This window comes from Sphingomonas changbaiensis NBRC 104936 (genome assembly GCF_000974765.1).
GTDB classification, from domain to species: Bacteria; Pseudomonadota; Alphaproteobacteria; order Sphingomonadales; family Sphingomonadaceae; genus Sphingomonas_B; species Sphingomonas_B changbaiensis.
Genome location: NZ_BBWU01000039.1, coordinates 121,726 through 143,596 on the forward strand (window position 1 = coordinate 121,726; position 21,871 = coordinate 143,596).

23 protein-coding genes are annotated in these 21,871 nt (G+C 66.1%); 11 read left to right on the plus strand and 12 right to left on the minus strand.

Annotated features, from left to right (window positions below):
• The first annotated feature begins 56 nt into the window (after positions 1-56).
• Genes hutH through hutU form a run of 3 tightly spaced genes read left to right on the plus strand, consistent with a single transcriptional unit; the run spans position 57 to position 4,074 of the window.
• A complete protein-coding gene (gene hutH / locus SCH01S_RS09860) occupies positions 57-1,577 on the plus strand; it encodes a histidine ammonia-lyase (protein ID WP_046348625.1) in 1,521 nt (506 codons plus the stop codon).
• Positions 1,574-2,425, plus strand: coding sequence for an N-formylglutamate deformylase (hutG, locus tag SCH01S_RS09865; protein WP_046348626.1), 852 nt, complete (start codon positions 1,574-1,576; stop codon positions 2,423-2,425). Before hutH ends, hutG begins: the two co-directional genes overlap by 4 nt.
• Complete coding sequence (gene hutU / locus SCH01S_RS09870) at positions 2,422-4,074, plus strand: urocanate hydratase (protein ID WP_046348627.1); 1,653 nt, start codon at positions 2,422-2,424, stop codon at positions 4,072-4,074. The genes hutG and hutU overlap by 4 nt, the downstream gene beginning before the upstream one ends.
• Before the next feature lie 7 nt (positions 4,075-4,081).
• Here the strand turns inward: hutU and SCH01S_RS09875 are convergent, their stop codons facing one another.
• Both SCH01S_RS09875 and SCH01S_RS17190 read right to left on the minus strand, forming a co-directional pair.
• Positions 4,082-4,480 (minus strand): hypothetical protein, encoded by a 399-nt coding sequence (locus tag SCH01S_RS09875; RefSeq protein WP_046348628.1) that lies wholly within the window; start codon positions 4,478-4,480, stop codon positions 4,082-4,084.
• Positions 4,477-5,628, minus strand: a complete 1,152-nt coding sequence (locus SCH01S_RS17190) for a hypothetical protein (protein ID WP_245612224.1) — start codon at positions 5,626-5,628, stop codon at positions 4,477-4,479. The genes SCH01S_RS09875 and SCH01S_RS17190 overlap by 4 nt, the downstream gene beginning before the upstream one ends.
• 100 nt (positions 5,629-5,728) lie before the next feature.
• Between SCH01S_RS17190 and SCH01S_RS09885 the strand changes: the two genes are divergently transcribed.
• Positions 5,729-6,346 (plus strand): murein L,D-transpeptidase catalytic domain family protein, encoded by a 618-nt coding sequence (locus SCH01S_RS09885; protein ID WP_046348629.1) that lies wholly within the window; start codon positions 5,729-5,731, stop codon positions 6,344-6,346.
• 116 nt (positions 6,347-6,462) lie between these two features.
• Positions 6,463-6,645, plus strand: coding sequence for a hypothetical protein (locus SCH01S_RS09890; RefSeq protein ID WP_046348630.1), 183 nt, complete (start codon positions 6,463-6,465; stop codon positions 6,643-6,645).
• 66 nt (positions 6,646-6,711) lie between these two features.
• On the opposite strand, the gene SCH01S_RS09895 is transcribed toward SCH01S_RS09890, so the two are convergent.
• From SCH01S_RS09895 to hisS, 4 genes are all read right to left on the minus strand, one after another.
• Positions 6,712-7,422: a DUF4167 domain-containing protein gene (locus SCH01S_RS09895; RefSeq protein WP_046348631.1), complete on the minus strand. Its 711-nt coding sequence runs from the start codon at positions 7,420-7,422 to the stop codon at positions 6,712-6,714.
• Between the two features lie 287 nt (positions 7,423-7,709).
• Positions 7,710-8,510, minus strand: coding sequence for a peptide chain release factor N(5)-glutamine methyltransferase (gene prmC / locus SCH01S_RS09900; protein WP_046348632.1), 801 nt, complete (start codon positions 8,508-8,510; stop codon positions 7,710-7,712).
• A gap of 105 nt (positions 8,511-8,615) precedes the next feature.
• Positions 8,616-9,692: a peptide chain release factor 1 gene (prfA, locus tag SCH01S_RS09905; RefSeq protein WP_046348633.1), complete on the minus strand. Its 1,077-nt coding sequence runs from the start codon at positions 9,690-9,692 to the stop codon at positions 8,616-8,618.
• Positions 9,689-10,990 carry a histidine--tRNA ligase gene (hisS, locus tag SCH01S_RS09910; protein ID WP_084689495.1) on the minus strand — a complete coding sequence of 434 codons (1,302 nt, stop codon included), beginning with the start codon at positions 10,988-10,990 and terminating at the stop codon, positions 9,689-9,691. The genes prfA and hisS overlap by 4 nt, the downstream gene beginning before the upstream one ends.
• 64 nt (positions 10,991-11,054) lie before the next feature.
• Between hisS and SCH01S_RS09915 the strand changes: the two genes are divergently transcribed.
• The 3 genes from SCH01S_RS09915 to ppa are packed head-to-tail and all read left to right on the plus strand — an operon-like array spanning position 11,055 to position 14,202.
• Positions 11,055-11,699, plus strand: coding sequence for a DUF1345 domain-containing protein (locus SCH01S_RS09915; protein WP_046348634.1), 645 nt, complete (start codon positions 11,055-11,057; stop codon positions 11,697-11,699).
• A 59-nt stretch (positions 11,700-11,758) separates the two neighbouring features.
• Positions 11,759-13,633: a M61 family metallopeptidase gene (locus tag SCH01S_RS09920; protein WP_046348635.1), complete on the plus strand. Its 1,875-nt coding sequence runs from the start codon at positions 11,759-11,761 to the stop codon at positions 13,631-13,633.
• Between the two features lie 29 nt (positions 13,634-13,662).
• Positions 13,663-14,202, plus strand: a complete 540-nt coding sequence (gene ppa, locus SCH01S_RS09925) for an inorganic diphosphatase (protein ID WP_046348636.1) — start codon at positions 13,663-13,665, stop codon at positions 14,200-14,202.
• Positions 14,203-14,338: 136 nt separating this feature from the next.
• Here ppa and SCH01S_RS09930 read toward each other — a convergent pair whose 3' ends face one another.
• The 4 genes from SCH01S_RS09930 to SCH01S_RS09945 form a co-directional block, all read right to left on the minus strand.
• Positions 14,339-15,121: an SDR family NAD(P)-dependent oxidoreductase gene (locus SCH01S_RS09930; protein ID WP_046348637.1), complete on the minus strand. Its 783-nt coding sequence runs from the start codon at positions 15,119-15,121 to the stop codon at positions 14,339-14,341.
• Between the two features lie 123 nt (positions 15,122-15,244).
• Positions 15,245-16,417, minus strand: coding sequence for an acetyl-CoA C-acetyltransferase (locus SCH01S_RS09935; RefSeq protein ID WP_046348638.1), 1,173 nt, complete (start codon positions 16,415-16,417; stop codon positions 15,245-15,247).
• A gap of 98 nt (positions 16,418-16,515) precedes the next feature.
• Positions 16,516-16,725: a hypothetical protein gene (locus SCH01S_RS09940; RefSeq protein WP_046348639.1), complete on the minus strand. Its 210-nt coding sequence runs from the start codon at positions 16,723-16,725 to the stop codon at positions 16,516-16,518.
• Positions 16,726-16,735: 10 nt separating this feature from the next.
• Entirely contained in the window at positions 16,736-17,110 is a 375-nt protein-coding gene (locus SCH01S_RS09945) for a four-helix bundle copper-binding protein (RefSeq protein WP_439645808.1), read from the minus strand.
• Between the two features lie 117 nt (positions 17,111-17,227).
• Between SCH01S_RS09945 and SCH01S_RS09950 the strand changes: the two genes are divergently transcribed.
• Positions 17,228-17,896, plus strand: coding sequence for a nitroreductase (locus tag SCH01S_RS09950; protein ID WP_046348640.1), 669 nt, complete (start codon positions 17,228-17,230; stop codon positions 17,894-17,896).
• 553 nt (positions 17,897-18,449) lie between these two features.
• On the opposite strand, the gene SCH01S_RS09960 is transcribed toward SCH01S_RS09950, so the two are convergent.
• On the minus strand, positions 18,450-19,751 hold the full coding sequence (locus SCH01S_RS09960; protein WP_046348642.1) for an FAD-dependent oxidoreductase: 1,302 nt from the start codon (positions 19,749-19,751) through the stop codon (positions 18,450-18,452).
• A gap of 132 nt (positions 19,752-19,883) precedes the next feature.
• Between SCH01S_RS09960 and pnuC the strand changes: the two genes are divergently transcribed.
• Entirely contained in the window at positions 19,884-20,468 is a 585-nt protein-coding gene (gene pnuC, locus SCH01S_RS09965) for a nicotinamide riboside transporter PnuC (protein ID WP_046348708.1), read from the plus strand.
• Positions 20,465-21,028 carry an AAA family ATPase gene (locus SCH01S_RS09970; protein WP_046348643.1) on the plus strand — a complete coding sequence of 188 codons (564 nt, stop codon included), beginning with the start codon at positions 20,465-20,467 and terminating at the stop codon, positions 21,026-21,028. Before pnuC ends, SCH01S_RS09970 begins: the two co-directional genes overlap by 4 nt.
• Here SCH01S_RS09970 and SCH01S_RS09975 read toward each other — a convergent pair.
• Entirely contained in the window at positions 21,016-21,753 is a 738-nt protein-coding gene (locus SCH01S_RS09975) for a CsgG/HfaB family protein (RefSeq protein WP_046348709.1), read from the minus strand. The genes SCH01S_RS09970 and SCH01S_RS09975 overlap by 13 nt on opposite strands.
• Between the last annotated feature and the right edge of the window lie 118 nt (positions 21,754-21,871).

Consider the following 21,871-nt stretch of genomic DNA (forward strand, 5'->3'; position numbering starts at 1 on the left):
TCTCCTCGCGATTATTATGACTAGACATATTCGCCGCGCGCGGCAAGATTGCGCCCATGCTCACGCCCGGTTCGGTCTCGCTCGCTGAGTGGCGCAACATCTATGACGGCGGCGCGGTCGCGCTCGATCCGGCCTGTGCGGCCCGGATCGACGAGGGCGCCGCGGCAGTGGAGCGCATCGTCGCCAGGGGCGAGCCGGTCTATGGCATCAACACCGGCTTCGGGAAGCTGGCGAGCGTGCGCATCGCGGACGCGGATCTGGCGACGCTCCAGCGCAACATCGTGCTGAGCCATGCCGCAGGGGTCGGCGACCCGATGCCGGCGCCCGTCGCGCGGCTGATGATGGCGCTAAAGCTCGCCAGCCTGGCACAGGGCGCGTCGGGCGTGCGACCGGCGACGACCGATCTTCTCGCGGCGATGATCGAATGCGATCTGGTGCCGGTGATCCCGGCGCAAGGCTCAGTCGGCGCGAGCGGCGATCTTGCCCCGCTGGCCCATCTTGCTGCGACGATGATCGGTGTCGGCGAAATCTGGGTTTCCGGCGAGCGCCGGCCCGCCGCTGCCGCGCTGGAAGGCGCGGGCCTCACGCCGCTGGCGCTCGGGCCCAAGGAAGGGCTGGCGCTGCTGAACGGCACGCAATTTTCCTGCGCCTATGCGCTTGCCGGGCTGTTCGAGGCGGAGCGGCTGTTGCAGGCGGCGCTGGTCACAGGCGCACTGTCGACCGAAGCGGCGCGCGGGTCCGACACGCCGTTCGATCCCCGCATTCACGCGCTTCGTCGCCAGCGCGGGCAGATTGAAGTCGCCGCGGCGCTCAGGACGCTGGTTGCGGGCTCGGCGATCCGCGAATCGCATCGCGACGGCGATACCCGCGTGCAGGACCCGTACTGCCTGCGTTGCCAGCCGCAGGTCATGGGGGCGGTGCTCGACCTGCTGCGCCAGGCGGCGGCGACCTTGGCCGACGAAGCGAACGGCGTCTCTGACAACCCGCTGATCTTCGCCGATACCGACGAGGCGCTATCGGGCGGCAACTTCCATGCGGAGCCGGTCGCGTTCGCCGCCGACATGATCGCACTGGCCTTGTGCGAGATCGGCTCGATCGCCGAGCGGCGGATCGCGATGCTGGTCGATCCGGCGCTGTCGGGCTTGCCGGCGTTCCTGACCCCCGCGCCGGGTCTGAACTCCGGCTTCATGATCCCGCAGGTGACGGCAGCGGCGCTGGTTTCCGAGAACAAGCAGCGCGCCTACCCGGCCAGTGTCGATTCGATCCCCACTTCGGCGAACCAGGAAGACCATGTCTCGATGGCCGCTCATGGCGCGCGCCGGCTGGTCGCGATGGCGGAGAATCTCGCGAACGTGCTCGGCATCGAGCTGCTGGCGGCGGCGCAGGGCTGCGATTTCCTGAACCCATTGACGTCCAGCGAGCCGCTGGAGCGCGCGCGGGCGGCAGTGCGCAAGGCCGTGCCGAAGCTGCAGGACGATCGCTATTTCCATCCCGACATGCTCGCCGCGACCCGGCTGGTCGCGAGCGGTGCGCTGGCTTCGGCCGCCGGCGTGGCGCTGCCCGAGGTCGCCGCGTGAGCGACTGGCTGACGATCCGCCGTGGCGACGCGCCGCTGATCGTCTCGGTGCCCCATGCCGGGACCGAAATACCGGCGGACGTGGGAGCCGCCCTCGTCTCCCCCTGGATCGGGCGTCAGGACGCCGACTGGTATGTCGACCGTCTCTATGCCTTCGCAGCCGACTTGGGCGCGACGACCGTGGCGACCTCGATCTCGCGCAGTGTCGTCGACGTGAACCGCGACCCGTCGGGCGCGTCGCTCTATCCGGGGCAGGCGACGACGGAGCTGTGCCCGACCACCAATTTCGACGGCGAGCCATTGTGGCGGGAAGCACCGGACGAGGTAGAGATCGCCCGCCGGGTGGAGACATACTTCCAGCCCTACCACGCGACCCTTGAGAGCGAGATCGCGCGGCTGCGTGCGATGCATCCGGCAATCGTCCTCTACGAAGCCCATTCGATCCGCAGCATCGTGCCTCGCCTGTTCGACGGCGAGCTGCCGCAGTTCAACATCGGCACCAATAGCGGGAAGAGCTGTTCGCCGGCACTTACGGCCGTGGTTGCTCAGGCGTGCTCCGGCGAAGGCCGGAGCGCTGAACTCACAAGGCTCCGGCCTTTGCCGGAGCACAGCGTAGTCATTGACGGCCGCTTCAAGGGCGGCTGGACCACGCGCCACTATGGCCGGCCCGAACAGGGCTTGCACGCGATCCAGATGGAATTGGCGATGCGCGGCTATCTGGACGAACCCACCGCCTTCACCCCCGAGACCTGGCCCGTACGCTACGACGACGCGCGCGCGGCCCGGATGCGCGAGACGCTCGCCCACGTGCTCGGCGCCTGCATCGCCTTTGCGAAGGAACAAGCATGAGCCGCCTCGACAATAGCCGCCACATTCGCGCGCCGCGTGGGCCCGAGCTCAACGCGAAGAGCTGGCTGACCGAAGCGCCGCTCAGGATGCTGATGAACAATCTCGACGACGAGGTTGCCGAGAACCCGCAAGAGCTGGTCGTCTATGGCGGTATCGGCCGCGCCGCGCGCGACTGGGAGAGCTTCGACCGCATCGCCGCGGTGCTGAAGCGGCTGGGCGACGAGGAGACGCTGCTGGTCCAGTCCGGCAAGCCGGTCGGCGTGTTCCGCACCCACCGCGATGCGCCACGCGTGCTGATCGCCAACTCCAACCTCGTGCCGCGCTGGGCCGATTGGGATCATTTCAACGAGCTCGATCGCAAGGGCCTGATGATGTACGGCCAGATGACGGCCGGCAGCTGGATCTATATCGGTACCCAAGGCATCGTCCAAGGCACGTACGAGACCTTCGTCGAGGTCGGGCGGCAGCATTATAGCGGCGACCTCTCCGGCCGCTGGATCCTGACTGCGGGGCTCGGCGGCATGGGCGGCGCGCAGCCGCTCGCGGCGGTGATGGCCGGCGCCTCGTGCCTCGCCGTCGAATGCCAGCCGAGCCGGATCGAGATGCGGCTGAAGACCCGCTATCTCGACCGCGCCACCGACAGCCTCGACGAGGCGCTAGAGCTGGTCACGACCGCAAAGGAGCCGATCTCGGTCGGCCTGCTCGGCAATGCCGCCGACATCTATCCGGAGCTGGTGCGCCGCGGCGTGCGGCCCGACGTCGTCACCGACCAGACTTCCGCGCACGATCCGGTCAACGGCTATCTGCCGAAGGGCTGGACGCTCGACCGCTGGATGCGTGAGCGCGAGAGCGATCCGAAGGGGGTCGAGCACGCCGCCAAGGCCTCGATGGCGGAGCATGTCCGCGCAATGCTCGATTTCTGGAAGGCGGGCGTGCCGACGCTCGATTACGGCAACAATATCCGTCAGATGGCGAAGGACGAAGGCGTTGCGGACGCGTTCGCTTTCCCGGGCTTCGTGCCCGCCTATATCCGCCCGCTCTTCTGCCGCGGGGTGGGGCCATTCCGCTGGTGTGCGCTCTCCGGCGATCCGGAGGACATCTACAAGACCGACGCCAAGGTGAAGGAGCTGCTGCCCGACAATGCGCACCTGCACCGCTGGCTCGACATGGCGAAGGAACGGATCGCCTTTCAGGGCTTGCCGGCGCGCATCTGCTGGGTGGGCCTGGGCGACCGTCACCGGCTCGGCCTCGCCTTCAACGAGATGGTCCGCTCGGGCGAGCTGAAGGCGCCGGTCGTGATCGGCCGCGATCACCTCGATTCCGGCTCGGTCGCCAGCCCCAACCGCGAGACCGAGGCGATGCGCGACGGTTCCGACGCCGTCTCCGACTGGCCGCTGCTGAACGCGCTCCTCAACACCGCAAGCGGCGCGACCTGGGTGTCGCTGCACCATGGCGGCGGTGTCGGCATGGGCTATTCGCAGCACGCCGGCATAGTCATCGTCGCAGACGGCACCGACGAGGCCGCAGCGCGGCTGGAACGCGTGCTGTGGAACGACCCCGCAACCGGCGTCATGCGCCACGCCGATGCGGGATATGAGATCGCGGTGGAATGTGCGCGGGAGAAGGGGTTGGACCTGCCGAGTTTGTGAGCGGGCGTCAGTCGCCCGTCACCTCGCCATCATCGTCGGAGAGCTTCGCTTTCACGCGGCGCTTGCGAACTTCTTGTATGATATCCTCAATTGCATAAAGGGCATCGAACCCCTCTTTGGCCTTGCCGTTGGTCTCGTCTGGATCGGCCGCGAACAAAGCCTTTGCTTTCGCCGCCAGCGCGATCAGGTCCGTGTAACGCTCATCGCCTAGCTTCTTGCGAACGATGCCGAAGCTATCCACCAACTCGCCAAAATACGTGTCGATATTGCGCTTGGGCAACAGACCAGAGTCGTCGATAAATTTGGGTGCCTTGAGGATCATGGAACCGAGCAGGTCATAGATTTCACTCAGGCTCGCCGGAATATAAGGCCTCGGATTGGCGTAGGGGCTGCGATAGCCAGTCATTGCTTCTTCTCCGGTCGGGGGATCGCGTAGGTGTAGGTTCCGCCGAGCTGCCGGGGACGAATAATAATGACGATCGACGGCTTGAAATCGGTGGCGAAAAAATCTCGAATCTGAGCGGTTTTGATTGTCTTTTGGGTCAGCGAAACATCAAATGCGACGTTCGCAACGCGCGCGTCCGGCCGGCGATAGGTAAGCTCCGTCGCGGAGCTGTTATTTTCGCGACGATTCACCCGCACTGGCCCTTTTCCTGCCGAGTCGATGCCAAACCGATTAAGGCGCTGACGGAGCTCGATACGCACATGTCGGTCGATAAAATTGCCTATCGCTTCAGGGTTCGATAATCGGACTCTTAAGTTCCCAGCGCGCAATCGCCCTCGCGCGATTTCATAGGCTTTATCCGCCTCAGCCTGCATCAATCTGAGTGTTTCCACCTGCAGCGCCCGGGGATCGCCTTTCTTACGCAGAAGTGCAGCAGCCAACTCGAAGCGTAAGTTGTTGAGCTGATTCATCTGGCCTTCGAGCGTTTGCGGAAAACCCACCGACTCCAAGCGATAATCCGGGTCCACGGTCGTGATCTGGCGGATCAACGTATCTGTCAGATCGTTGGTCAACTCCGCGGTCAGCGCTTGTGCCGGGCCAGTGAAATCCAGCAGATTGTCCGCCACAGCGACGATCGCGCCGCCTGCCGTGTTCCGCAGCGACGGGAACACCTGCTCCAGCGTCATCGGTCGGATCAAGGCTTCATAGTTGCCCCCGCGCCGCATCGGTGGGCCGCCGCGCGGCGCCGCGACTTGCCGAAGGAGCGGATTGTCCTCGTCTGGATGATAGACCGCCTGGGTCAGCCGAGGCGGCGGCTCCGGCGCCGCCGGAGGCTTGTCCCTGTCGCCATCCGATGCCGAATTCTTCGGCCGCCGCTTGTCCGACACGACCACGCTTGCCAACGAGCGTGGGCCGCCCGGTGCGAAGGTGAAACGGCCATCGTCCGGATCGTGATAGGGATTGAACTTGAGCTCGCGGCCGTCCGCCGCGCGTGGCCGGGGCAAGCGCCCCGTTCTCAACCAATGGGAAAAGGCCCGCCGCTGCGCGCTTGCCGAACTGTCCATTGCGCCGCCCCGCCTGCTGATGCGGTGAGAACAGATCAGCAACATTCTCCTATTTGTCAAGTAAATTGAGCCGCTCGCGGCGAGTCGTGCCCCACGCGGGTTGGCAGCGGTTGTCGCCGGGAACCGCAGCCCATACCTTCAAACCATGTTGATTTCGCGGCGGGGGCTGATCGGGTCCGTGGCGGCGCTGGCGGTGACCGGGACGGCTCGGGCGCCGGCTGCGCTGGGGCCACTTGGATCGCTGGTCACTCCGAAACAAGAATCGGATATCGTGAAAGCGGCGCGGCGGGCGTTGGCGACGCATGGCGGCATGGCTGCGCAGCGCGACGTCGTGGGCGTCGCCGACTTCAGCCCGGCGTCGCGCGATCCGCGCTTTCACTTGGTCGATATGGCGAGCGGCCGGGTGTCGAGCTTTCTGGTCGCGCACGGACGCGGGTCCGATCCCGATCATTGCGGCTGGCTGAAGCGCTTCTCCAACGATCCGGGATCGAGCGCGACGTCGGACGGCGTCTATCTCACCGCTGGCGAATATCCGGGCAAGCATGGCCGCTCGATGCGGCTGAAGGGGCTCGACCCGACCAACGACAATGCCGAGCCGCGCGCGGTCGTGATGCACGGCGCCTGGTATGTGAGCCCCGAGATGGTCGCGGAGCACGGCAAGCTCGGGCGCAGCGAGGGCTGTTTCGCGTTCAGCGAGGCGGACCTGCCGCGCGTGCTCGAACGGCTCGGCCCCGGCCGGCTGATCACTGCCGGCAAATTCTGATCGGCGAATCGTCGCCGGCCTGATCCATGTGGGCGCATTCGCCCACAGCCTGCTGTTGAAAATGGAGCGTCCGAATCGCAGCTTGTGCGATATCGGGACAGTTAGCGGGGATTTGCATGCAGCAGCAGGATGAGTTCAGCTATCATTCTCAGCGGGCCACACATGAGCTCGATCTCGGCCTGACCGCCGATTCTGGCGCCGTCGCGCGCGCGCACCTCCAGCTCGCCTCGATGCACATGGAGCGGCTACGCGAGCTGGGCAGCGACGAGTCAGCCGCCGGCCCGTCCGCAGCCGACTAGCTTTCCACCACTAAAAAAGGGCGCCCATCGCAGGATGGACGCCCTTTTTCTGTCTCTGGGTTCGGATCAGGCCGCGGGCGGCACTTCGACCGTGTCGTTCGCGCCTTCCGGACGCGGGCGACGGGTGCGGCGACGCGGCGCCGGCTCTTCGCCCGAGGCCGCGTTGTCGACGGCAATGGCCGGCGGCAGGCGATCGGCGTCGAACGTTTCGGCCTGATCCTCGCGCGGGCGGCGCGGACGTCGGCCGCGGCGCTGATCGTCGTCGCCCTGCGGCGCGGACGCCTCGTTCGCCTGCGCTTCGCCGGCGGCTTCGGCCGGCTGCTCGGGCTGGCGCTCGCGGCGTTCGCCATCGCGGCGGAAGCCGTTGCGGTCGCCACGATCAGCCCGCTCTCCGCGGTCGCGATCATTGCGGTCGCGGTCGTTGCGGTCGCGCCGCTGGCCGGTGTCGCGCGATTCGAACTCGTCGCCGCCGTCCTCGCCCTCGAACTCCTCGTCGGAGCCGCTGCGCTGCGGGCGCTGGTCTTCGAACCGGGCGCGGGATTCGCTCAACACGCGGAAATAATGGTCCGCGAACTGCAGGTAATATTCGGTGGTGACGCGGTCGCCGGCCATCTGCGAATCGCGCGCAAGATTCTTGTATTTCTCGTGAAGCTGCTGGGCGTTGCCGCGGGCCCGGTTGTCGATGCGGTTGCCACCGCCACCGGGGCGTCCCGGATTGCCCTGCGGCCGCTGGCCGCCACGACCGCGACGGCGGCCGTTCTGACGATTGTCGATCAAGGGATGTCCTCTACTTCACCCAAAAACTTGTCCGTTCCGGCGCCGTCCAGTCCTTCTCGAACTTCTTCGGATGCGCGGCCCTGGGGAGCCGCGCCGCATGCGCAGGCTCACGCCATTCGCCAGCGCGGCCGGGTCTAACCGCGTCTTAGCTGTGGGGATGGGAGGCCCTTTTCGAACCGCCGTCGGGCGCCGCTTTCGAAAAACTGCCTTCCCCTCTGGGTCTTTATCTAGTGGTTCGCATTTCAAAAACCAAGAGCAAATTAACGGCCGAATCTTGCTGATCTGTGTCAATCGGCGACAAGGGCCAGGCACCGGTCCAGGCCCGCCAAGTCCTTGCGCGTGCCGGTCTTGAGCCCCTGTTCCACGGCAAGGGCGGCGACGCCTTCCGCCTGGCTCGATCCGATCTCCAGCGCCGCCAGGCCGTTCGCCGCGAGCAGGCGCGGAAGTTGCGGGACCAGAAGGCGATAATCATCGAGACCCTCCGGCCCGGCATAGAGCGCGGAGGCGGGTTCATGGACGGCCACATCGGGCGAGAGCACCGCGTCCGCTTCGACATAGGGCGGATTGCAAAGGATCAGGTCGAAGCGGGCGTCGAGAGCATCGCCCCAGTTCCCCTGCACGAAATGCGCACGACTGCCGAAGCCGAGCCGATCGGCATTGCCGCGCGCGACGTCCAGTGCCGCCGCCGATCGGTCGACGCCCACGCCCCAGGCATGCGGCCATTGGTCGAGGCTCGCGAGCAGCAGCGCGCCTGAGCCGGTGCCGAGGTCGAGGACGCGCGCGGGAGCGCGGCCACGGAAATGGTCGATCGCCGCCTCGATCAGCGTCTCGGTGTCAGGCCGGGGGATCAGCACCGCGGGCGTGACGTGCAGGTCGAGCGTCCAAAAGCTCTTGGTGCCGGTGATATAGGCGACCGGCTCATGCGCCAGACGGCGGCGGATCAGCGGTTCGAAACCGGAGGGGACGGAACGCTCGGGACCGAGCAGCAGCGCCTCGCGCGAAATGCCGAGCGCGTGGGCGAGCAGGAGCTCGGCGTCCAGCCGCGGGGTGGGGGAGATGGGGGTGAGAAGGTGGGTGGCGCGGGCCAACTCCCCTCCCGCTTGCGGGAGGGGCTGGGGGTGGGCACTGTCAGGCTCCGACGCGGTGTGGGACACTGATCCCACCCCTAACCCCTCCCGCAAGCGGGAGGGGACTTACCCATTCAGATTCGCCAGCTTTTCCGCCTGGTCCTCCGCGATCAGCGCCTCGATCAGCTCGTCCATATGACCTTCGAGGATTTCGGGCAGGCGGTGGAGCGTCAGGTTGATGCGGTGGTCGGTCACACGGCCTTGCGGGAAATTGTAGGTGCGGATGCGCTCCGAACGATCACCCGAGCCCACCATCGACTTGCGCGCGCCGGCGCGTTCGTTGTGCAGCCGCTCGCGCTCCATTTCGTAGAGGCGGGTGCGCAGCACTTTCAGCGCCTTGGCCTTGTTTTTGTGCTGCGACTTCTCGTCCTGCTGGATCACGACCAGACCGGTCGGCAGGTGCGTGATACGCACGGCGGAGTCGGTGGTGTTGACCGACTGGCCGCCGGGTCCGGACGAGCGGTAGATGTCGATGCGCAGGTCCTTGGTCTCGTCGATATGGACGTCGACGTCCTCGGCCTCGGGCAGCACCGCGACGGTGGCGGCAGAGGTGTGGATGCGGCCGCCGCTCTCGGTCGCGGGCACGCGCTGGACACGGTGGACGCCGCTTTCGAACTTCAGCCGCGCGAACACGCCCTGGCCGGTCACGCTTCCCACCACTTCCTTGTAGCCGCCCAACTCCGACGGGCTGGCCGAGATCAGCTCGACGCGCCAGCCGCGATCCTCGGCATAGCGCTGGTACATGCGGAACAGGTCGCCCGCGAACAAAGCCGCCTCGTCGCCGCCGGTGCCGGCGCGGATTTCGAGCATCGCCGCGCGCTCATCGGCGGCATCCCTGGGAAGCAGCTTGACCGCCAGATCGCGCTCCGCCGCCGGCAACCGCTCGCGGATCGACGCCGCTTCCTCGACCGCCATGTCGCGGATGTCGGGATCATTGTCGTTCGCCATGTCGGCGAGCACGTCGAGCTCGGCACGCAGCCGCCGCACCTCGCCCGCCGCCGCCGCGACCGGCTCCAGCTCCGCATATTCCTTCGACACGGCGACGAACCGCTCGGCGGCAAGCTCGCCGGACGCCATCAGCGCCTGCAACTCGTCCCGCCGCGCCTCGATCTGCGCGATCCGTTCGGGGGAGATGGTGGTCATGCCGAAGCCTGTTCGATCCAGGCAGGCAGTTTATTCAATAGCTTAGTGTCGAAGTTAGTGACGGGAAAGCTCTCAAGTTCAGAATATGACCCCTGGGCGCGGATCAGTACGCGGCCTTTCAGGTTCATATATTCTTCGTGCTGCAGCAGCAGTATGACTTTGGGCGACTGGCGCGCGGCGCGTTCAAACCGTTTCCCTCTTTTGCCCGAAGCAATCACAGAACAGGGGACTCCGGTTCTACGAATCTGCGAAGCAAGCTTTGCCGAGTACTCGATTGGTCGCTCACCAGAAAGTCGATCGTCGTCGACTATGATCACTTCGACACGTTCCGCGGGCGGGGTCTCAATCAGCATCGCCAGCCGCTCGATTCCCGCCGCCCAGCCGACGGCGGGCGTGTGCGGGCCGCCGAGGGTTTCGATCAGACCGTCATAGCGCCCGCCGCCCAGCACCGTGCCTTGGGCACCGAGGCGGTCGGTGACGAACTCGAACGCGGTGTGCCGGTAATAGTCGAGACCGCGCACCAGGCTCGGATTGCGCGTCCAGGCGACGCCTGCGGCGTCGAGGCCCTTGGTGACCGCCTCGAAGAATGCACCCGCCTCGCTGGTCAGCACGTCGTCGATCGACGGCGCGGCGTCGGCAATCGGACGATCGCGCGGGTCCTTGCTGTCGAGGATCCGCATCGGGTTGCGCTCCAGCCGGTCCAGGCTCTCCTGCGACAGCTCGCCGCGATGCGCGTCGAAGTGGCGGACGAGCGCATCGCGCCAGGCGGCACGCGTCTCGGAATCGCCCAGCGTGTTCAGCTGCAGCGTCACGCCGTCGCTCACGCCCAGCTCCTTGAGCAGCTGGTCGGCCATCACCAGCAGCTCGACATCGGCGGCCGGCTCCGCCGCGCCGATCACTTCGGCGTCGAGCTGGTGGAACTGCCGGAACCGCCCCTTTTGCGGCCGCTCGTAGCGGAACAGTGGGCCGTGCGTAGCGACCTTCAGCGGCGCATATTGCTGCCAGCCTTCGGTCAGGTAGGCGCGCGCGATGCCGGCGGTAAATTCCGGCCGCAGCGTCAGCGAATCCCCGCCGCGATCCTCGAAACTGTACATTTCCTTCGAAACCACGTCGGTGGTTTCGCCGAGCGAGCGCGCGAACACGGCCGTCGCCTCGAACACCGGCACTTCGACGCGCTGGAACGCATAGAGCTTGCGCACGCGGTCGAACGTGTCGACCACATGCTGGAAGCGCAGTGCCTGCTCGCCAAGCATGTCCTGCGTGCCGCGGATCGGGCGGGGAGTTTCGATCTTTGCCATGGAGCCGCGCTCTCTATGCGAGGTCGTGCGCTTTCGCTAGCGTCCGCGCACCAAGGGGAGGCGCATGCGACCGATCGGCAATGTTGTAGCGCCCAAGCGCTTCCTCGCGTTCATCGCCCTGCTCACGATCGCGACCTGGCTGGCTTCGCGCGACGTCCCGTTCGAGCGCGCCGCGATGATCGGCTTTGACATCGCCGCGTTTGGCTTCCTGCTGATGATCGCGCCGCTGTTCAGCCGCCGCGACTCCGCCCATATGCGCGAAAGCTCGCGACTGAATGACGCCAACCGCGCGACGTTGCTGGTCGTCTCGGGCGCGGTGATCGTCGCGATCCTGGTCGCCGTCGGATCGGAAGTGACGCAGAAAGATCAGCTCCACGGCGCCGCCAAGGCGCTGGTGATCGGCACGCTGGCGCTCGCCTGGCTGTTCTCCAACGCGGTTTATGCCCTCCATTACGCGCACGTCTTCTACCTGCAGGATGGCGGCACGAAGCGGGACCAGGGCGGGCTCGAATTTCCCGGCCGCGGCGATCCGGACTACGCGGATTTCTTCTATTTCGCCTTCACGCTCGGCATGACGTTCCAGACCTCCGACGTCGGCATCTGCAGCCGCCGGATGCGTCAGATCGTGCTGATGCACTGCATAGCCGCGTTCGTGTTCAACATCGGCGTGCTGGCGTTCACGATCAACGTGCTCGGCGGCGGGGGATGATGTAGCCGTTCCGTCATTCCCACTTTCGCGGGAGTGACGAAGAAGGTAGCGGAAGCGTTATGAAACTACTGATCCCGTTCGCCTTTCTCCTTACCTCACCCGCCTTCGCCGACGTTCCGGTTGCGAGGGACGTGCTTTTCCAGGGCACAATGCAGCTCCAGGTCGATTTGCGCGACGTGAAGCAGGGAATCTTCCGCATCCATCAAACGATCCCGGTTTCCGGGCCGGGGCCGATGGTGCTGCTCTATCCGAAGTGGAAGCCGGGCAACCATTCGCCCTCGGGTCAGATCGAGAATCTCGCCGGCCTGAAGCTCAGCGCAGGCGGCAAGCCGGTCACCTGGCGCCGCGATCCGATCGACATGTTCGCCTTCCATGTCGACGTGCCCGCCGGGGCGACCGAGATCGAAGCCGAGTTCCAGTATCTCTCGCCGCAAAAGGGCGGCGCGGGCGGACGGCGCGTGTTCGGGCCGTCGATGGCGAACCTGCAGTGGGAATCGGTGTCGCTGTATCCAGCCGGCTATTACGTCCACAACGTGCCCGTCCGCGCCAGCGCGACCTATCCGGCGGGCTGGACGGGCTTCACCGCGCTTCGCGGTCAGCAGCGGGGCACGACGGTCACTTACGACCAGGTGCCCTATGACATCCTGGTGGATTCGCCGGTTTATGCCGGCGCCTATACGAAACAGGTTCAGCTGGACCCGCAGGTCACGTTCGACATCGTCGCCGATTCGCCGTGGCAGACGGCGATCACGCCGGAGCAGGTGGCGCTGCACAAGACGCTGGTGCAGCAGGCCGACAAATTGTTCGGCACGCGCCATTACGATCATTACGATTTCCTCGTCGCGCTGTCCGACTATCAGTCCGGCGACGGGCTCGAGCATCACCGCAGTTCCGAGAACACGCTGGATGCCGACCTGCTGACCGATTGGGACGCCAACCTTTACGATCACTACGTCGTCGCGCACGAATATACGCACAGCTGGAACGGCAAATTCCGGCGGCCGGCGGACCTGTGGACGCCCGATTACAACCAGCCGATGCGGGACAGCCTGCTCTGGGTCTACGAGGGCCAGACGCAGTTCTGGGGCGACGTGCTGTCGGCGCGGTCCGGCTTGTGGTCGAAACAGGCCTATCTCGATTTCCTGGCCAATGTCGTCGCGCGCTACAGCGAGGGCATGCCGGGCGTGACCTGGCGGCCGGTGCAGGACACGACCAGCCAGCCGATCATCACCGACCACGGACCGGGCGGCGCCTGGCCGAGCTGGTTCCGCAGCGCCGATTACTATCGCAACGGCGAGCTGTTCTGGATCGAGGCGGACGCGACGATCCGCAAGCTGACGAACGGCAAGAAGAGCATGGACGATTTCGCCAAGCTCTTCTTCGGCGTGGAGCCGGGCCAATGGGACCACGAGCTGACCTACCGGTTCGACGATGTTGCCGCCGCGCTGAACCAGATCGCCCCTTATGATTGGGCCGGGTTCCTGCGCTCGCGGCTCGATTCGACCGATCCTGCGATCAACCGCAGGACCGTCGAAGCGGCGGGCTATCGGCTGGTGTTCGGGGACAAGCCCACCGACTCCTCGAAGAAGCAGCTCGCCAAGGCCAAGGTTGACGACTTCTATTATTCGGTCGGGCTGAACCTCTCGAAACAGGGCGAGATCAAGGACGTGCTGTGGGACGGCCCCGCCTTTCGCGCCGGCATCCGCCCGACCGAGACGGTCCTCGCGGTCAACGACGCCGCCTATGACGCCGACGCGATGGCGCGGGCGATCACCGACGCGAAGCGGGGCGCCGGGCCGATCCGGCTGGTCGTCAAATCCGACGATCGCTATCGCGACGTGACCATCGACTATCGCGGCGGCTTGCGCTACCCGCGCCTCGAAAAAATCGGCACCGGAGAGGGTGCGCTGGACAGGCTGCTCGCGCCTAGGTGAGCTGCCCCTTCAGTTTTCGAGACAAAAACATGAACATCGACCTGATTCCGTGCGGCGACGAACCGCCGCACAACCTGAACGTCATCATCGAAGTGCCGGTCGGCGGCGAGCCGGTGAAATACGAGTTCGACAAGACGTCGGGCGCGCTGTTCGTCGACCGCATCCTGCACACGCCGATGCGCTATCCGGCGAACTATGGTTTCGTGCCGCACACGCTGTCACCGGACGGCGATCCGCTCGACGCGCTTGTGATCGCACGCTCGCCCTTCATTCCGGGTTGCGTGGTCAAGGCCCGCCCGATCGCAGTGCTGAACCTGGAAGACGAGCATGGCGGCGACGAGAAGCTGGTCTGCGTGCCCGTCGATTCGACCTTTCCCTATTACAGCGACGTCGGCGAGCGCGGGGACTTGCCCTCGATCGTGATGCAGCAGATCGAGCACTTCTTCACCCACTACAAGGATCTGGAGAAGGAGAAGTGGGTGCGCGTCGGCCAATGGGGCGGTGCGGAAGATGCGCGCCGGATCGTGGTTGAAGCGGTCGAGCGCGCCAAGGCGGCGAAGGGCGCTTAAGCAAAGCCCCTCCCCTTCAGGGGAGGGGTTGGGGTGGGGCCGACGCGGGAGCAAGTCCCGCGTCGGCGGTCGTGGCGCGAGCGCCACGCCGGCCGGCTTCGCGCGAGTCTGGCACCGGCGCGGCGCCAGCCGCGCTTCAGCGCGGCGCCATCCGGATGGCCCCGTCCAGCCGCACGTCCTCGCCGTTGAAATAGCCGCACTCGATCATCGTCAGCGCAAGCTGGGCATATTCGTCCGGCCGGCCGAGCCGCTTCGGAAACGGCACCGAGGCGGACAGCGCATCCCGCACATTCTGCGGAGCGCCCGCGAGCAACGGCGTGTCGAAGATGCCGGGCAGGATCGTGTTCACGCGAATGCCTTCGCTCATCAGGTCGCGGGCGATGGGCAGCGTCATGCCGACCACGCCGCCCTTCGACGCCGAATAGGCGGCTTGGCCCATCTGTCCGTCTTCGGCGGCCACAGACGCGGTGTTGACGATCGCGCCGCGCTCTCCGTCCTCCAGCGGATCGAGCGTCAGCATGCCTGCGGCGGACTTGGCGATGCAGCGAAAGGTGCCGACCAGGTTGATCTGGATCAGCCAGTTGAACGCATCCAGCGGGAAGTGCTTGATCGAGCCGTCTTCCTTCGACCGGCTGGCGGTCTTGATCGCATTGCCGGTGCCGGCGCAGTTGACGAGCACCCGCTCCTGGCCATGCGCCGCGCGTGCCTTGGCAAAGCCGGCGTCGACCGACTCGTCCGACGTCACGTTCACTTCGCAGAACACGCCGCCGATCTCACGCGCGACATCCTCACCCTTGCCCGCCTGAAGGTCGAAAATCGCGACCTTCACGCCCTTGGCGGTAAGCGCTCGCGCAGTCGCGGCCCCAAGCCCCGAGGCACCGCCGGTGACCACGGCTGCGATGTCATTTCCCAGTTTCATCTGCTTCGCTCTCCTTTAGCCCCTCCCCTTCAGGGGAGGGGTTGGGGTGGGGAATGTAATCGAATGATGCGGAGCAAGGACCAGCCCCACCCCCACCCCCTCCCCTGAAGGGGAGGGGCTTCCCTACAGCCGCTCGACGATCGTCACATTGGCGACGCCGCCGCCTTCGCACATCGTCTGCAGCCCGTAGCGGCCGCCGCGCGCCTTCAACGCGTTCAAGAGCGTCGCCATCAGCTTGGTGCCCGACGCGCCGAGCGGGTGGCCGAGCGCGATTGCGCCGCCATGCACGTTCAGTCGCTCCGGGTCGGCGCCCACATGCTTCAGCCAGGCGAGCGGCACCGGCGCGAACGCCTCGTTGACCTCGTATAGATCGATATCCTCGATCCGCAGCCCCGCGCGTTTCAGTGCCTTGTCGGTCGCGAACAGCGGCTCTTCCAGCATGATCACCGGATCGCCCGCGGTGACGGTCACATTGTGGATGCGCGCGAGCGGCGTCAGATTGTGCGCCTTCAACGCGGCTTCGGACACGATCAGCACGGCAGAGGCGCCGTCGCAGATCTGGCTGGCGCTCGCGGCGGTGATCGCGCCGCCTTCCTGCAAGAGTTTCACGCCGGCAATGCCCTCCAGCGTCGCGTCGAAGCGAATGCCTTCGTCCACCCGGTGGGACTCGGTCCCTTCCGGCGTCTCGATCTCCAGCGCCACGATCTCGTTATCGAAGCGCCCGGCCTCGGTCGCGGCCTTCGCTTTCTGGTGACTGGAGAGCGCGAAGCGGTCCAAATCATCCTTCGAAAAGCCGTGCTTCCTGACCATCATCTCGGCGCCCATGAACTGGGACCATTGGACGCCCGGATATTTCGCCTCGAGTCCGGGCGACTTGTAGGTGCCGAGCCCTTCCTTGGCGTGGAAGGCGACCGTCGAGCCCATCGGCACCCGCGTCATGGATTCGACGCCGGCCGCGATCACCACGTCCTGCGTGCCGGACATGACGGCCTGCGCCGCGAACTGCATCGATTGCTGGGACGATCCGCACTGGCGGTCGATGGTGACGGCGGGCGTGCGCTCGCCCAGATGCTTTGCCGCCAGCACCGCGTTGCGGCCGACCTGCACCGCCTGCTGGCCGCCCTGCATCACGCAGCCCATGATCACGTCCTCGACTGCGCCGCCGTCGATCCCGGCGCGCTCGACCAGCGCATCGAGCACCGAGGCCGCCATGTCGACCGGATGCCAGCCCGCAAGCCTGCCGCCGCGCTTGCCGCCCGCGGTCCGCACTGCCTCGACGATATAGGCCTCGGCCATCGCTCCACTCCCGTTTGTCCGTGTGCGTCCTGCATCGCGCATCGCGGCAGCGCGGGCAAGCAGGAATTGACGTTTACGTTAGGGAGAGGATCGGCCGGTCAGCGATTGGTGTGGCCAAGCTTCCGGTCGGTTGCGCCGCCGACGGCTGTGGCGTCGTTCTCGACATCGCCTTCCATCGTGTTCTCGCCTTCCAGCTCTTCCGGGTCCTCGCCGGTCAAGAAAGCGCCTTTCGACTGGCCGATGCCGGGATTGCGATCGAGGTCGCTCTGGAACGGGCTCTTGCCCTTGTCGTGCTTGCTGTCGGTCATGGGCTTGTCCTCACTGGATGCTGGGAAGCGCCTTGCGGCAATCGTCGGCGCATTCGTGGCACATCGTCGCGCAGAGCTTGCAGTGGGCGTGCTCGTGCTTTGCGCATTCCTCCGCGCACAGCTCGCAGGCGCGGATGCAGGTCTCGACCTGCGCGCGGAGCATCGCGATGTTCTGCCCCGCGCGCCGCGTGGCGAGCCGCGCCGTCGCAGCACAGATATCGGCGCAGTCGAGGCAGGTTCGGATGCACTCCGTCATGTCCATGTCTTCGGCGATGCACGCATCCGCACAGGACGTGCAGAAGAGCGAGCAGAGCATCGCGTGCCGGGCTGCCGTCGCAAGCTCTACATTGACGTTGCCGGCGACGTCGGGGTGAAGCGCGATCATCTTTTCTAGTGACATTCTGTCCTCCTGCCCGGTCAACGAACGAGAGCGCTTCGGGTTGATTGGCGAAGCGGAACGAGCCTTCTCGACTTCGCTCGAAGCGAACGGCATTCACGGCGAATGACCGTCGCCGATGCCGTGCTCGCCCGCCGTTCCGTTCGCGGATTTCTCGACACGCCCATCGACCCGGCGCTGATCCGGCGGCTGGTGGAGCTGGCGGCAAGGGCGCCTTCGGGCGGCAATCTCCAGCCCTGGCACATCGACGTGATCGGCGGCGCCCCGCTCGCGGCGTTCAAGCGCGAGATCGCCGCCCGGATCATGGCCGGAGAGAAGGAGGAGCCCGCCTACGACATATATCCGCTCGAGCTCGACAATCCCTACAGGACACGGCGGTTCGAGATCGGCGAAGCGATGTATGGCCATATCGGCATCCCGCGCGAGGACCGGGCAGCGCGGCGGAGCTGGTTCGCGCGCAACTTCGCGTTTTTCGGCGCGCCGGTCGGCCTGTTCTGCACGGTCGGACGCGGCATGGGGCCGCCGCAATGGTCCGACCTCGGCATGTATCTGCAAACCCTGATGCTGCTGATCGTCGATGCCGGCCTTGCCTGCTGCCCGCAGGAATGCTGGGCGATGTACCCGGACACCGCGACTCGCTTCCTCGGCACGCCCCCTGAGCGGATGCTCTTCTGCGGCATGGCGATCGGCCATGAGGACACGCGCGAGCCCGCCAACCAGCTCCGCAGCAGTCGCGCGCCGATCGACGAATGGGCGCGCTTCAGGTTCGACTAGGTATCACAGTGCCAGTCATACCCACTTTCGCGAGGATGACTCCTTTCGACCCTTGACGGACATCACCGGGACGATGGGCTTGGACGAAAGCACTTTCGTTCCCGTGCCTCGCAGCTTACGTCTTTGGATATGACACTCTGGCAGAGGCACGCGCTCTTCTTTGCGCTTCCCACAATAATTGCCACGACTCTGATGCTGGCGGCTTCCAATTACGGCGCTCCAGACGGGCTCATAAATGTCAGTGCCGTCTGTGTCGTTGTCGCGATAGGATACGCTTCCCTCAGCTTCAGTCGATGGTTGAGAGCGCGGCGAGCGCACTCGAAAGCAGCCATATGGCTGTCAGTAGTTGGGATCGTCGGCTTTGTTGCGGGACTTGCGACGCGGCAGCCGGTGCTCACTGCTCTGGGCGGCCTGACGAACGTCGCGGTGGGCGTTTACCTAGCGGGGTTCTTTGCGCGCTGGTCCGAACGGCTGAAGCAAAGGCGCTGAGCTGCGAGCGTCCGACGTCAGCTTTCCACCCATTGCGGACGTTCCAATCTTATGAGCTCACGACTTAATCGCGGACGGCGGCGATCATCTCCTCGATTGACGCGAATTTCTCGCGGGGACTCCCGTCGCGGGCGCGCGCGGCTTCGGCAGCCTCGATTTTCTGCCAGTCGCGGAACGTGACGACGTCGGCGCCGCGGCTTGCGAGCAGCGCGTCGAGTCCGTCCGGCCCGGCCTTGCCGCTGTCGTCCGCTGTGTCCGCGACGATCAGGTCCACCACCGCATAGCCGTCCGGCCGGTTGGTGCCGATCGTGCCCGTCGGCCCGCGCCGCGCCCAGCCGACGCAATAGAGCCCGGGCAGGATGCGCCCATCGCTGTTGGCAAACCGGCCGCGGCCATGTTCGTACGGAACGCCGTCGATCGGCGGCGTCTTGTAGCCGATACAGCTGACCACCAGCGTCGCCGGCACGACATAGGTCTCGCCGGTCGGCATCGAACGCAGCTCGTCATCCAGCCGTGTGCGCTCGACGATCACGCGCTCGGCGCGGCCGTCGCCTTCGATCGCGACCGGCATCGCGAAGAAGTCGAAGTCGATCGCGACCGGCTTGCCCGACAGAGGCGCGACGGCGAACTCGCGCAGGTGCGCGACCGACTTGCGCATGCCGGGCTCGAGCAGCGCGTCGGCGCCGGGTTCGGGAAAGTCGGCGAGGTCGACGCGCGGCTGCGCGCGTTCGAGGTGGCCGAGTTCGCCCAGTTCCTTCGGCGTCATCGCGATCTGGTGCGGGCCGCGGCGGCCGAGCAGGGTCACGCGGACGATCCCCGACTGCTGGAGCGCGTCAAGCGCGGGCGTCGTGATGTCGGAGCCGGCGAACTCGTTGCGCGTCTTCGACAGGATCCGTGCGACATCCAGCGCGACATTGCCGTTGCCGATCACCACTGCGCCGGGGCCGGCGAGCGGCGGGTGAAGATCGGTAAAGTCCGGGTGCCCATTATACCACCCGACAAAGGCCGCCGATCCGACCACGCCCGGCAGGTCGCTGCCGGGAATGTCGAGCGCGCGATCGACCGGCGCCCCGGTTGCGATCACCACGGCATCGTAGAGCGACTGCAGCTCGGGGATTGACACGTCCTGCCCGACACAGACATTCCCGACAAAGCGCACATGCGGCGACAGCGCGACCTGCTCGTATCGCCGCGACACGGCCTTGATCGACTGATGATCGGGCGCGACGCCGAAGCGGATCAGGCCATAGGGAACGGGAAGCCGGTCGATCAGGTCGACGCAGACGCCCTCTCCGAACGCCTTCAATGCGGCCTCTGCCGTGTAAAAGCCTGCCGGACCCGACCCGATCACCGCGACGTGGCGCATTCCGCTCTCCCGCCCTTTGGCGGCGGATGCTAACGGGACGGCGGGGGAGCGCAAGCCCGGCCGCCGTCGATTGCTTTGCGGTGTTCGTCGCGCAAATCTCGTCCTTTAAGCGGCGAGTGCTAGGGGGTGTCGGTGAGACCGTTGGAAGCGTTGGCCACGCTGCTGGGCCTGATCAACATTTTCCTGATCGTGCGGCGGAGCGTCTGGAACTACCCGTTCGGGCTGGCGATGGTTGCGATCTATGCCTGGATTTTCGCCCAGCCGGACGTGCGGCTCTACAGCGATGTCGGGCTGCAGGTCTTTTTCTTCGTCGTCCAGCTCTATGGCTGGTGGAATTGGTCGCAGTCGGAAGCGGAAAGCGGCGAGGTTCAGGTGCTGCTGCTGCCTGGCGCCGGCCGGGCGGGCTGGATTGCGGTCATTGCGGTAGCGACGCTGGCCTGGGGCGCGCTTATGCATCTCTATACCAGTGCGGCCCTGCCCTGGTGGGACGCGTTCATCGCGATGACGAGCGTGTCGGCCCAGCTGCTGATGGCGCGCCGCTATCTGGAGAACTGGATTTTGTGGATTGCAGTCGACGCGGTCGCGATCGGCGTTTATGCGGCCAAGGGACTGATGCTGACCTCGATACTTTATACCGTTTTTCTGATCGTCTCGGTCGTCGGGCTGCTCAGCTGGCGCAAGGCGCTGGTCGCCGAGCGGAAGATGCTCGCGACATGACCCGCACAATCTGCCTGCACGGGCCGGAAAGCACCGGCAAGTCGACGCTCGGTCCGCGGATCGCGAACGCGTTGGGCGGCACCTATGTCGCCGAGTTCGGACGGACCTGGTCCGAAGCGAAGGGCATCGGCTTCACGATGACGGACCTGGTCGCGATTGCGAAGGGCCATATGGCCGCCACGCGCGAGGCGCTCAATCGGCGCCCGGCTTGGCTGGTGCTCGATACCGATCCGCTGATGACGGCGGTTTGGGCCGACATGCTGTTCGGTGAGCGCGATCCCTGGTTCGACCGCTTCACCGAGACCGCCGATTTCTACCTGATGTTCGACGTCGATCTGCCCTGGGTGCCCGACGGCACGCGCATGTTCGGCACCGAGGCGCTGCGGGGCAAATTCTTCGAGCTGTCCCGCGCCGAGCTGGAGCGCCGGGATCTGCCCTGGGCGCTGGTCGGCGGCCATGGCGACGACCGCTTCGAAAATGCGATGAAGGCGATCGGGGAAGCCGCCGAACGCGGCTGCTTCCCCGATGCCGGTAGGCGCAGCTCCGCTCAGCGCGCCTGAGGCGCCGCTGCCGCCGCATTCTGCGGCAGGCCGCCAAGCTGCGTGACGAGCTTGGTATAGGCGTCGAGATAGGCGAGCACGATCACCTGCCCGATCTCGGTATCCTGGTAGCCGCCGCCGCCGGCTGCAGCGAACCCGCCCCACCAGCCGGCGCCACCGCCGCCGCCGAAGCTGACGTCCGACTTGCGGGCATAGCCTTGCGTCAAGGCCTCTTCTTCGGTCGTACGCGCATTGACGATCGACAGGGTCACGTTGGCTTCGGACTTCTTGACCGAGATGCCGCCGACGATCGAGCCGAAGGTCGAACGGCCGAGGAAGCCGCCGAGCGCCCCACCCAGGCCGCCGCCGCCCGAATTCTTGTTCGAGCTGACGATATCGGGCTGCAGGAAATAGTCCGCCGCCTTCACCTGGCCGCGGCCGAGGTTGGATCCGGCCTGCAGCTCGCCCGAATCGGCCATCGCGCGTTCCATGTTGCGGTTGGCCATTGATCGCCCGCGGTTCACCAGAGTGAAGCATCCGGATTGCTGGACGAACACCTTCAGGATCGCCTCCGGGCTGCCCAGGTTCAGCTCACGCCACCATTGGTTGTCCGGCTCGACGATCGCGACGGTGCCGAGCTTGCGGGTGCAGACCGGGATCTGCCGCTCTGCCCGTTCCTGGTCGCGCCGCCCCGACGAGGCGCCCTTGGTGGTGCCGTCCTTGTAGGTCCGGCCCGAAGACGACATCGCCGTCTGGGCGGTGGCAGGCGCGGTCGCGAGCACGGCCGCGGTGGCAAAAATCGAAACGAGGTTCCGCACGTCAAGTCTCCCTAAACCCAGGCGCGTGATCCAACTTGGATGCGCC